Origin of the sequence: Actinocrinis sp., from assembly GCF_035650855.1 — a bacterium.
Lineage (GTDB): Bacteria > Actinomycetota > Actinomycetes > Streptomycetales > Catenulisporaceae > Actinocrinis.
In genome coordinates, this window is record NZ_DASRGV010000365.1 from 1 (window position 1) to 9,553 (window position 9,553).

13 protein-coding genes are annotated in these 9,553 nt (G+C 68.4%); 4 read left to right on the plus strand and 9 right to left on the minus strand.

Annotation, left to right across the window (positions count from 1 at the left end):
* Together VFB40_RS25610 and VFB40_RS25615 are read right to left on the minus strand one after the other, a co-directional pair.
* On the minus strand, positions 1-1,341 hold a 1,341-nt coding region (locus tag VFB40_RS25610; RefSeq protein ID WP_324855039.1), incomplete at its 3' end, for a rhodanese-like domain-containing protein.
* Entirely contained in the window at positions 1,338-1,664 is a 327-nt protein-coding gene (locus VFB40_RS25615; RefSeq protein WP_324855041.1) for a rhodanese-like domain-containing protein, read from the minus strand. The genes VFB40_RS25615 and VFB40_RS25610, both read right to left, overlap by 4 nt.
* A 184-nt stretch (positions 1,665-1,848) precedes the next feature.
* On the opposite strand from VFB40_RS25615, the gene VFB40_RS25620 reads away from it, so the two are divergent.
* A complete protein-coding gene (locus VFB40_RS25620) occupies positions 1,849-2,382 on the plus strand; it encodes a flavodoxin domain-containing protein (RefSeq protein WP_324855043.1) in 534 nt (177 codons plus the stop codon).
* A gap of 181 nt (positions 2,383-2,563) precedes the next feature.
* Here the strand turns inward: VFB40_RS25620 and VFB40_RS25625 are convergent, their stop codons facing one another.
* Together VFB40_RS25625 and VFB40_RS25630 are read right to left on the minus strand one after the other, a co-directional pair.
* On the minus strand, positions 2,564-3,061 hold the full coding sequence (locus VFB40_RS25625; RefSeq protein ID WP_324855045.1) for a hypothetical protein: 498 nt from the start codon (positions 3,059-3,061) through the stop codon (positions 2,564-2,566).
* 92 nt (positions 3,062-3,153) lie between these two features.
* On the minus strand, positions 3,154-3,723 hold the full coding sequence (locus tag VFB40_RS25630; protein WP_324855047.1) for a hypothetical protein: 570 nt from the start codon (positions 3,721-3,723) through the stop codon (positions 3,154-3,156).
* Positions 3,724-4,433: 710 nt separating this feature from the next.
* Between VFB40_RS25630 and VFB40_RS25635 the strand changes: the two genes are divergently transcribed.
* Positions 4,434-4,793 carry a hypothetical protein gene (locus VFB40_RS25635; RefSeq protein WP_324855049.1) on the plus strand — a complete coding sequence of 120 codons (360 nt, stop codon included), beginning with the start codon at positions 4,434-4,436 and terminating at the stop codon, positions 4,791-4,793.
* A gap of 121 nt (positions 4,794-4,914) precedes the next feature.
* Here the strand turns inward: VFB40_RS25635 and VFB40_RS25640 are convergent, their stop codons facing one another.
* Positions 4,915-5,877 carry a response regulator transcription factor gene (locus VFB40_RS25640; protein WP_324855051.1) on the minus strand — a complete coding sequence of 321 codons (963 nt, stop codon included), beginning with the start codon at positions 5,875-5,877 and terminating at the stop codon, positions 4,915-4,917.
* 19 nt (positions 5,878-5,896) lie between these two features.
* Between VFB40_RS25640 and VFB40_RS25645 the strand changes: the two genes are divergently transcribed.
* A complete protein-coding gene (locus VFB40_RS25645; protein ID WP_324855053.1) occupies positions 5,897-7,315 on the plus strand; it encodes a sensor histidine kinase in 1,419 nt (472 codons plus the stop codon).
* Between the two features lie 111 nt (positions 7,316-7,426).
* On the opposite strand, the gene VFB40_RS25650 is transcribed toward VFB40_RS25645, so the two are convergent.
* The 4 genes from VFB40_RS25650 to VFB40_RS25665 form a co-directional block, all read right to left on the minus strand.
* Positions 7,427-7,702 carry a hypothetical protein gene (locus tag VFB40_RS25650; protein ID WP_324855055.1) on the minus strand — a complete coding sequence of 92 codons (276 nt, stop codon included), beginning with the start codon at positions 7,700-7,702 and terminating at the stop codon, positions 7,427-7,429.
* 110 nt (positions 7,703-7,812) lie between these two features.
* Positions 7,813-8,217 carry an arsenate reductase ArsC gene (locus tag VFB40_RS25655; RefSeq protein ID WP_324855057.1) on the minus strand — a complete coding sequence of 135 codons (405 nt, stop codon included), beginning with the start codon at positions 8,215-8,217 and terminating at the stop codon, positions 7,813-7,815.
* Positions 8,214-8,975, minus strand: coding sequence for an aquaporin (locus VFB40_RS25660; RefSeq protein WP_324855059.1), 762 nt, complete (start codon positions 8,973-8,975; stop codon positions 8,214-8,216). Before VFB40_RS25660 ends, VFB40_RS25655 begins: the two co-directional genes overlap by 4 nt.
* Positions 8,972-9,343: an ArsR/SmtB family transcription factor gene (locus tag VFB40_RS25665; RefSeq protein ID WP_324855061.1), complete on the minus strand. Its 372-nt coding sequence runs from the start codon at positions 9,341-9,343 to the stop codon at positions 8,972-8,974. The genes VFB40_RS25660 and VFB40_RS25665 overlap by 4 nt, the downstream gene beginning before the upstream one ends.
* A gap of 81 nt (positions 9,344-9,424) precedes the next feature.
* Here VFB40_RS25665 and VFB40_RS25670 point away from each other — a divergent pair.
* Positions 9,425-9,553 (plus strand): VOC family protein (locus tag VFB40_RS25670; protein WP_324855063.1); only part of this gene is annotated, 129 nt, incomplete at its 3' end.

Below are 9,553 nucleotides of genomic sequence, written 5' to 3' on the forward strand. Positions count from 1 at the left end.
GTCGTCGACAGACACCACTCGCCGCCCGGCCGCATCGAGCAGCGAGGCAGCCACCGAGGAGCGGTAACCGGAGCGGCAGTGAACCCAGACCTCGCCCTCGGGAATCTCGTCCAGGCGGGCAGGCAGTTCGTGCAGCGGAATGTGCACGGCGCCATCGAGGTGGCCTTCGCGCCACTCCAGATCGCGCCGCACGTCGAGCACTACTACGCCGCGGTGGTGACGCACCTGCTCCAGGTCGGCGAAGCGAGCCGTCTGGAAAGACCGCAACTCTCGTCCATTGGAGAGGTCCTGGATCCGTCCTGCGGCGGTCGCGGCTGGTCGCTCCACGCCGATGCGCACGAGTTCACGCTGTGCTTCGGCGATCTGTTGCGGGCTCTCGCCGAGCAGGCTCAGCGGCGTTTCCCACGGGATCAGCCAGCCCAGATAGGTGGCGAAGCTGCCGTCGAGCCCGAAGTTGAGCGTGCCGGCCAGGTGCCCGGTCGCGAACGCGGTGCGGTGGCGCAGGTCCACAACCCACTCCCCCGCGTCGATCCGGCGGCGCAGTTCAGCCGCGTCGGCGCGGTGCGCGGCGGCGAGATCCGGCGCGCCGGGGCCGGCCAGGTTCGCCGGGGCCATGTGCGCGTAGTACGCCGGGTAGGCGTCGAGCGCAGAGAGCAGTTCCTCGACATAAGTATGCTGATCTTTGGTCAGCACCGGGTTGGACCGCTTCTCCAGCCCGATGGTCGACGCCTGCGCCTGCGCTTGTGTCGCCGAGCAGAAGCTGCCGAACCCGTGCGTCGGATACACCGCGGCCTCGTCCGGCAGCGCGTGCGCCAGCCGATGCGCTGAGGCGTATTGTGCGCGCACCAGGGCACCGGTGTGCGCCGGACCGAGCAGGTCCGGTCGGCCGGTCGAGCCGTACAGAAGTGAGCCGCCGGTGAAGGCGACGGGCGCCTGGCCCGGAGCGTTCGCAATGTACGACAGGTGCGTGAAGGTGTGCCCCGGCGTGGCCATGACCCGCACTCGCATCCGGTGGCCTACGTCAAGCACGTCACCGTCTTCGACAGGTTCGCGCTCGAAGGTCACCGGGTCGGCGGCGTTGACGTGATAGGCCGCGCCGGTCGCCCGCGCCAGCGCGAGGCCACCGGTGACGTAGTCGTTGTGGATGTGCGTCTCGAACACACGCAGCAGACGCACACCGGCCTGTTCGAGCAACAACAGCACCCGGTCGATGTCCCGCTGCGGATCCACAACGAACGCCACCTCGCCGTCGTGCACCAGGTAACTGCGATCCCCCAGCGGCGGGGTGTCCAGCGCGACGATCTGCATCCGACCATGCACTTCTACATCTCGCGCGCTCATGCTGCGTGCTCCCTCGGTCCGCGCACCAGCGGCCCGCCGGACCTTGCCCAGCCCGAGGTGCCGCCGCGCACCGAGTATGCGTCCAAACCGGCCGCTATCAGCCACGACACCGCCGTGTAGCTGCGGTTGCCGCTCGCACAGATCACGTAGATGCGCCGGTCACGCGGCAGCTCACCGATCCGCGCGGGCACGTTGGACATGGGGATCAGCCGCGCCCCGGGCACGTGCCCGTCCTCGTACTCGAAACGCTCGCGCACATCCAGCACGAACGCCCCGCCTCGGTGCGCCGCCGCCAGCTCGCGCACGTCCACTTCCCGGATCATTCCGCCTCCGTCCATATACCCCCGGGGGTATGCTTTCCTCGACGATAACCCAGACCGAGCCCGCTGTCATATGAGGTGGTGGGAGGACATCAGGCCGAAGGAAGGGGGCAGTCGAGGCGTTCGGCCCTGGGCCACGACAGGCCGGACGCTTAGCCTCTGGCATAGGCGAGTCGGGAGGCGCACGATGTCAGTGCTCGTAACTTATGCGACTGCGTTCGGCTCTACGCGGGAGATCGCCGAACGGGTCGGCGAGGTGATCGGCAAGTGGGTACCCAGTGCGGTCGTGCGGCCTGTGGACGAGATGGACACCGTCGCTGGCTATGACGCGATCGTCGTCGGTAGCGCGGTCCACAATCAGGTATGGCTGCCCGAGGCGCGAGAGTTCGTGCGACGAAACGCCGCGGACCTGTCGGACAGACCGGTGTGGACGTTCAGCGTCGGAATGCCCGGCGCGTTGCCGAGGCTGCTGCGGCGTATGGCGATGAGCGAGGAGGCCATCCTGCGCGCGCAGTTCAAAGGCGTCGTCGGGCCGGTCGGGCACCACCTGTTCTCAGGCGTCGTCACGCCCGAGTGTCTTCCACGGATCGGCCGAGTCATCTTCCGTCTGATCGGCGGACGCTACGGCGACCACCGCGACTGGCATGAGATTGAAGCTTGGGCCGACGGTATCGGCCAATCCGTCGCCGCCACGCCGCCTCCGGCCGAAAAGCGGCTGTAGACAGAACGCGAGACGTTACCGCAGTCCATGGCTGAACGGTACGCAAGAGGCGCTCGCGGTTTCTCGCGAGGCCCCTGACCTGCGGGGGCTCACGGGCTGGCGCGCCCGGGCGTTCTCCACCCGACGACGCGCCAGTCGAGATCGCTACGGACAGCATCAGGTCAGCTCAGACGTGGCTTGGTTATGCGTTTAATGCTTTTCTGTGGCGTGCGTGGGCCGCTTTGGGGCGTTCGTCAACGCAGTTACGGCTGATCTCGTCGCGTAGGAGCCGGCGGGCATGTCGATCGGTGATCTCGGGGTAGTCCTCGTACCATTCCCGGACAGGTCTGGGCCACGGCATCTCGCGCACGCACACCAGGGCGTCCACGCGGGGACGCAGGCGATCGAGGGCGGCGCGCGCCCCTACCGGCACGGCGAGCACCAGCCCTTTGACACCTTGACCGCGCAGCACGGACACGGCGAGAGAGGCCGCGGCGCCGAGGACGCCGGCCGGGACGCCGGGGGCGGTTAGCTCGTGCACTGCGATGGCGTCTAGCGGCGTGTCGAGGGCGTGGGCGATCGTGACGGCTGCGGCGACGCCGCTCGGGGCAAGGGCCACGACGATGGGACGGCCGGATTGCCAGGGGCGCAGCAGCTCGACCAGCCGATCGGCAGCCTCCGCTCGATTGGAAAAGGTCACCGTGATTCACCGCCTTCGAGCGCGACACTACGAGCGAGCTAGTAAATCGCGATTCTGATAGACGTTTCGCGACAGATAAGAGATATATCAAATCATTGCTTCACGCGTGATGCCACAATAGGGCCGATGGTCACCTCATCGGTCCTACGTTCGTGGACGGCTTTCGCTGAAACCGCCACTTCCACCGATATGGCGCTCGACATAGTCGTTTGCAGCGTCACCGCGCGATTCACGCGCGTACGGCGAAGCGCGTGGCGGGCGTGATGGTGCGCGAATCGACGGCTGGCCTCGCCGTTCGACGGCACGCGGGTCGCGAAGGACCGCAGAGCGGTACGGCGGCGCGCGCGGCGTGAGAAAGATCGACCTTCGTGATGCCGGGAAGGCTCATGCGGGTATCGATCTGGATGCTCTGAAGCGGGGCGCGTTGGTCCGTCGCGCTCGGCAGCGGGCGTGGAATCCTGAGTTTGTGTGCGCGGGAAGATGCGATCTTCGAGCCAGAACATCGCGAGGATCAGGCCGAAGATCGGAATTGGCGCGGCAACCGCTAGCACCGCGGGAAACACTCGACTGCCTCGGTCGAAGTGCCGAACGGTCCGCTCGACCGGAATCGTGTGCGCAAATCCACTGGCATGGCAGGCCACGACGACCCGAGGTTCCGGCACGCGATCGGATAGACCCGCTGCCTGTCGGTGATGTACGTGCGGCCCGACACGGCCGCCGATTCGAGGGGCTGGGCAGCGCGCCGAAGACCCACATGATGGTCGTATATGCCGAACATGCCCAAGTCCCCCATCCCCATGTCACCGTGTGCTTGCGCCGACTGACTTCCGCCCCTTGCCGAAACTGGCACGGTCCGCGGTGCTGAAGTAGTAGCGAAAGTCCCGTAGCGGCAGTTCGACAGGCGCGAGTCCGACTGATCGACTGCGATCGGACAGTGAAGCCAACGTCTCCAGCAAACCATCCCGCTGCGGCCGACTACAGTGACCGACACGCCGTCTTCCCGCTGCGCCATCGCGTAGAGTCGGCGACGCCTGAGCAGCGATCCGCCTACACCACGCAGGTCCGCTGAGAGCCCCGGCGCGTCGCTTTCGTCCAGCCCGGACGGCAGGATTTCGGCCCACAACGTGTCAATGGATGATCTAGTGCTCGATCAAGCTGCTCAGCGAATCCAGCATGTTCAACAGCGCCGCGGTGGTGACGCTCAGGACTAGTGGATGACCGAACGAGCGTCGCAGGGCGTTGAGCGGCGAAGAAGCGGGGAGAGAGCGTCAGGGTGCACGATCCGCGAATCTCGACACGATCTGCACAAGAGCGCGGCGTGGTCTGCACGGCGGTGCGGTGTGCTTGAGGCAGAGATCGAAGGAGGTGCACGATGAAGCCGATCAAGCTCAACAAGCGCATCGGGCGCAGGGCTCTGCTGCTGGCGGCGGTTCCGCTCACCGCGGTGCTGGCCGGTGGCGTGGCTATCGCCGCGACCAGCGGGGGCAACCCCCCGACGCCTGCGGGTACCGCTACCACTCAGCAGGACCGCGACCGGGCCCGGGACGGAAGCTGCCTCAACTCACCGGCCGCGGCGCCGAGCGCGACCGTGACTCAGCCGCAGGACCGCGACCAGATCCGCGAGCGGGCGCGCGATGGAAGCTGCCTGGATTCGCCGAGTGCGGTGCCGGGAACGACGATGCAGAACATGTACGAACACCGGTACCAGCACGGCGACGAGACCGACCGGTAACCCGGCCGGCGTTCGACCCGAGGGCGCTGTGGCCCGGCCCTGCGGGACCGGGCCACAGCGCGTCGCACCACGACCGCGGGCAGCGCAGCCGTGTCGCGACTTTCCCTGCGGCGGAATGCTCTCAGCCTGCCGGTTCGACCGCGTGGGTTGTGGTGTCCCGAGAGGCGGAGAAACGGTAGCCGACGCCGATCACGGTCTCGATCAGGCGGGGCGCGGGCGACGGCGCTTCGATCTTCTGGCGCAGGTTACGGATGTGCGAATCGACGGTGCGCTCGTAGCCCTCGAAGTCGTAGCCGCGCACCCGGTTGATCAGTTCGTAGCGGCTGAAGACCCGGCGCGGCGCGCTGGCGAGTGTCGTCAGCAGTCTCCATTCGGTGGCGGTCAGCTCGACCGGCAAGCCATGGGCGGTGGCCAGGTGACGGGTCTCGTCAATCGTCAGCGCTCCCCCGCCGTACGAGACCGGCTGGTCCGGCTCGGCGTCGGCGCCGCGGCGCAGGATGGCGCGCACGCGCAACACCACCTCGCGCGGGCTGAACGGCTTGGTGACGTAGTCGTCCGCGCCCAGTTCCAGGCCACGTATCCGGTCGGCGGTCTCGGTTCTCGCGGTGAGCATCATGATCGCGGTGGCGCTGTGGCTTCGCACCTCGCGGGCTACCTCTTCACCGCGGATGTCGGGAAGGCCGAGATCGAGTACGACCAAGTCCGGCCGTGCTTCGCGCGCGAGGCGAATCGCCTCGGCGCCGGAGCCGGTAGTCAGCACGCTGTAGCCCTCGTTTTCAAGGTAGGAGCGCAGCAGGTCGCGGATCTTGCGCTCGTCTTCGACGATCAGCACGCTGGCAAGCACGGACTCTCCTTTCCGCTGCAATCGGATCACGTCCCGCTCGCCCCCGGTAGGGCCGGTCGGACGATATGGCCGGGTCGCGCGGCCCTGCCGTTGGTAGCCTCGTGCGGGTTGAGATGACGACATGGCCAGCTCGCGCACGCGCATGCTAGGGCCGTTGGGCCGGCGGTTGTTCGCGGCCTTCGCCTTGGTCGGTGTCGGCGCGGTGGGACTGGTGGCGGCACTTGCGGCGGTGTCGGTCACGAGTCAGACCAGTGCGCTGGTGGCAAGTGAGCGTGATCGGGCGCGGCAGGAGATCGTGGCGGCGCTGGCGGACGCGTATACCGCCGCCGGTTCCTGGAGCGCGGTCGACCTGTCCGCAGTGCGCGCGCTGGCGCAGGTCAACGGTGCGCGGCTGATCGTGCTGGACACCTCGGGCGGGCAGATCGCGACCATCACCGCGACGCCCGAGACAGAGCACTCCCCGGGCACCGGACCGGGGCACGGCGAAAGCCCGGAGGAAGAGCGCGGCCGCATCGGCCCGTCAGCCTCGCCGGGACATCACGGCGGACCCGTTGCCGCCGGGCCGATCGCCCCGACGCCTTCGCCACCGCCCCATGCGATTGGCATTCAATACGTCGCAGCGGCAGTCACGCCGTCGCCGAGCGCCACAGTGCCCTCAACGACACAGGTCGTTCCGGTCGTGGTCGGCGGTAGGAACGTGGGCAGCGTGCTGATCGAGTTCCCGGCCGCAGACCAGGCGGCAGCCGCACAGGCCGGCCGGGCCATCTTGCAGCATGTCTGGATCGGGGCCGCGGTGGCCGTGGTGCTCGCCGGAATCGCGGCGTTGATCGCCACGCGCCGGGCGACTTCGCCGCTGCTCGCGCTCGCCGCGGCGGCGGAAGCGATCGAACGCAGGGAGAGCGGCGCCGCGGCGCGGGTACGCGGCGGTCCGGGCGAGATCGGACAGGTTTCGGCGGCCTTCGCGCGGATGGCCGCGACGCTCGAGCGGGAAGACGCGCTGCGGCGCGCGCTCGTCGCCGACGTGGCACACGAGCTGCGAACCCCGGTCACGATCCTGCTCGGCACGAGCGAGCAGCTGCTCGACGGGCTCGCTGAACCGACGACCGCTCAGATCTCCTCGCTACACGACGAGGTGCTGCGCCTTGACCGCCTGCTCGACGATCTCTCGGCGCTTGCCGCGGCGCAGGCCGCCGGGCTGACTCTCATGCCGACCGCAATAGACCTGGCCGACATTGCGGCACGCTGCGAGCAGACGCTACGGCCACAGTTTGAAGAGGCGGGACTGCGGCTCGTCACGGATCTGCAGGCCGCGCCCGTGGAAGGGGACGAAGACCGCCTAGTGCAGGTGATCACGAACCTACTGACCAACGCGGTGAAATTCACCCCGCCGGGCGGCGAGGTGACCGTCACCACTCGAATGCGCATCGATCCACAGGGCACAACCGGCGCGCAGTTGGCGCAGCTGACGGTGGCCGACACCGGCCCAGGCATTTCCGCCGAAGAGCTTCCGTTCATCTTCCAGCGGTTCTGGCGGGGATCGGGGGCTGAGAAACGCGGTGGCACGGGGATCGGCCTGGCGGTGGTCGCGGAACTGGTGGCGGCGCACGGCGGGAGCGTGACGGCCGAGAGCCCGTCAGGCGGTGGCGCGGTGTTCACCGTCGGCGTGCCCGCGAGATAGCCCACGGCGGCCCGGTCCAAGACCAGACCCGGCCGCCGATGTGCGGAAGCATTGTTCTCTTATCGACCTCGGTTGTGTTGCAGCGCTGCGACGCCTACAGCCCCGTGGTGATCATTCTGACTGGCTGTCGTCGTGTTCGCGGTGCGCGTTCGGCGTTGTGGCTTGGCTGGTTTCGTGTGTCTGGTCGTCGTCGCGGCTGTCGTCGTGTGCCCGCTCGTGCGAAGTCGTCGTGCTGGTCGCAGAACTCGGGTTGTTGCCATGCGGATAGAACGTCATCGGCGGGGTCGGCGCCGTCGCGTCCGACGCGATAGCGATCCCGCCGCCGGTCAAGGCGACAGTGGCGGCCACCGCGCCGATCACGAGTACTGCGCGCTTGCCGATTCTCATCAGACACCTCCATGGTCGGGTGACCTCAGAAAAGCGCGGCGGTGTGCAGGACCGAACACGGCGGTGTGCAGACGGTGTGCAGAAACCGGGCCGAACAAGACCCACTCGGCCTACTGCGACAGCAGCTCGTCGATTAGGACGCGTACCCGTTGCTCGATCGCGTCGCGGATGGGGCGGACCGCGTCGATGCCCCGGCCTGCGGGGTCGTCCAGGGTCCAGTCCAGGTAGCGCTTGCCGGGGAACACCGGGCAGGTGTCGCCGCAGCCCATGGTGACGCACACGTCGCTGGCTTTGACCGCGTCGATGGTCAGGACTTTCGGGGTCTGACCGGAGATGTCGATGCCGACTTCCTTCATCGCTTCGATGGCGACCGGGTTGACCTGGTCGGCCGGGGTGGAGCCGGCGGAGCGCACCTCGATGCGGTCGCCCGCCAAGTGGGTGAGGAATCCCGCGGCCATCTGGGAGCGGCCGGCGTTGTGTACGCAGACGAACAGCACGCTGGGCTTGTCGGTCATATGGCGCTCCTTGCACTGGCGGCCGCGGCGGCCAGTTCGGCCGTGCGGTCGGTGGCGGCCAGCGGCTTGCCCGGAGTCGGACGGTGCGGGAAGAGCGCGAGGACCAGCGCGGCGCCGAGCGCTGCGCCCAGCAGCTGCGCGACCACGAAGCCGGTGATCGAGCCGGGGGCGATGCCAGCGAAGGTGTCGGTGAACGCGCGGGCGATGGTGACGGCGGGGTTGGCGAAGCTGGTGGAGGAGGTGAACCAGTAGGCGGCGCCGATGTACGCGCCGACCGCAGCCGGGCCGTACCGCCCGCGGCCCGTACGCGCCAGGGCGAAGACCAGCAGCACCAGCCCGGCGGTCGCGACGACCTCGCCGAGCCACAGGTGGGCGCCGGTGCGGGTGTGGGTCGAGGCAGTCGCGGCGGGCAGGGCGAACATCAGGTTCGCCAACACCGCCCCGCCGATCCCCCCGACGGTCTGCACCGGAATGAACACCGCGACGGTGCGCGCATCGACGCCGGTGCCGGTGCGCCGGCCCAGCGCGCAGTCGGCCAAGGTGACCACCGGGTTGAAGTGCGCGCCGGAGATCGGGCCGAGCATCATGATCAGCACCGCCAGGCCCAGTGCGGTCGCGGTGGAGTTTTCCAGCAGCTGTAGGCCCAGGTCGTGCGGGGAGAGCCGGGACGCCATGATCCCGGAGCCGACCACGACGGTGACCAGCAGCCCGGTGCCCAAGCCCTCGGCCAGCGCCCGGCGGGCCAGCGGCTCGGTCACCGCGCGCCCGCAGAAATCAGGCCGTCGGTGGACAGCAGCGAGCCGAGCTGCTCCAGGGCCTGCGGCAGCACCCAGTAGTACACCCAGGTGCCGCGCCGCTCGCAGTCGATCAGCCCGGCCTCGCGCAGCACCCGCAGGTGATGGGAGATCGTCGGCTGCGTCACGTCGAACGGGCCGGCGAGATCGCACACGCAGGCCTCGCCGCCCTCGTGGGAGGCGATCAGTGAGAGCAGCCGCAACCGCACCGGGTCCGAGAGCGCCTTGAACATCGCGGCCAGGCTCTTGGCGTCGGCCTCGCCCAGCGGCTCGCGGGCCAGCGGGGTGCAACACGCGGAATCCCGCAAGACCGGCAGCTCCTTCTTCGACATACGTCTATCTTGACAGTCGTCGATGCAGGGAGGCAAGCTCCCTCTACATAGACGATCATCTATTCAAAGAGGGTGATCGATGTGTCCCGAGTCCAGCTCGCGCTGAGAGTCAGCGACCTGGAGGGCTCCATCGCGTTCTACAGCAAGCTGTTCGGCACGCAGCCGGCCAAGCGGCGCCCCGGCTACGCGAACTTCGCCATCGCCGAGCCG

What these genes read in the sequence shown, in the direction of transcription:
- VFB40_RS25615 (WP_324855041.1), bottom strand. Translation starts at nt 1,664, where the DNA reads ATGATCCGGGAAGTGGACGTGCGCGAGCTGGCGGCGGCGCACCGAGGC.
- VFB40_RS25620 (WP_324855043.1), top strand. Translation starts at nt 1,849, where the DNA reads ATGTCAGTGCTCGTAACTTATGCGACTGCGTTCGGCTCTACGCGGGAG.
- VFB40_RS25635 (WP_324855049.1), top strand. Translation starts at nt 4,434, where the DNA reads ATGAAGCCGATCAAGCTCAACAAGCGCATCGGGCGCAGGGCTCTGCTG.
- VFB40_RS25650 (WP_324855055.1), bottom strand. Translation starts at nt 7,702, where the DNA reads ATGAGAATCGGCAAGCGCGCAGTACTCGTGATCGGCGCGGTGGCCGCC.
- VFB40_RS25655 (WP_324855057.1), bottom strand. Translation starts at nt 8,217, where the DNA reads ATGACCGACAAGCCCAGCGTGCTGTTCGTCTGCGTACACAACGCCGGC.
- VFB40_RS25665 (WP_324855061.1), bottom strand. Translation starts at nt 9,343, where the DNA reads ATGTCGAAGAAGGAGCTGCCGGTCTTGCGGGATTCCGCGTGTTGCACC.